Consider the following 495-nt stretch of genomic DNA (forward strand, 5'->3'; position numbering starts at 1 on the left):
GAACGACGACGTTCGAATCGGTGAAGACGAACTGGGTGGCACTCGAGGGATTGGTAACCTGGACCTGATGTTGATGAAGCTGCGAGTAAAGCACCTCGGTGCCATGCATCACTGCGATACGGATCGGCATTGTGATCGTGCCCGGGCTGAACATCGGTCCCGGAACGACCTTGCCGGCGACGGCGATCTTCATCGTCAGCGAGCCGTTGGCACGGTTGCAGTCGCGGGTCACATCGGTGATCGAGGCCTGATAGATGACCTTCGCCGAATCGTCCTGCTGATCGCTGCTCGCGTCGAGCGCAGCAGCCTCGGCGTCCTGAGCGGCGGCTTTTTTCTTGGGCTTCTGGTTGCCCTTGGCATAGGTGTTGAAGAAAGCGGTGCCGTCGCGCAGCGTCACTTTCGGACAATAGGCCAGCAGTTGGCTGGAAAGAACCTTCGGGTCCGGAGGTGGTGGCGGTGTCGTGTCCTTTTTTCCGAAGCCCAGAATGCTACTGC

The 495-nt window shown here is 59.4% G+C and carries 1 protein-coding gene; it reads right to left on the reverse strand.

What is annotated here, in order from left to right; all coding sequences use genetic code 11:
* The coding region (locus EOA13_RS37485; protein WP_127298066.1) for a hypothetical protein at positions 1–487 on the reverse strand (487 nt) is incomplete at its 3' end.
* Positions 488–495: the final 8 nt, after the last annotated feature.

Source organism: Mesorhizobium sp. M7A.F.Ca.US.011.01.1.1 (assembly GCF_003998295.1).
In the GTDB taxonomy this organism is placed as follows: domain Bacteria; phylum Pseudomonadota; class Alphaproteobacteria; order Rhizobiales; family Rhizobiaceae; genus Mesorhizobium.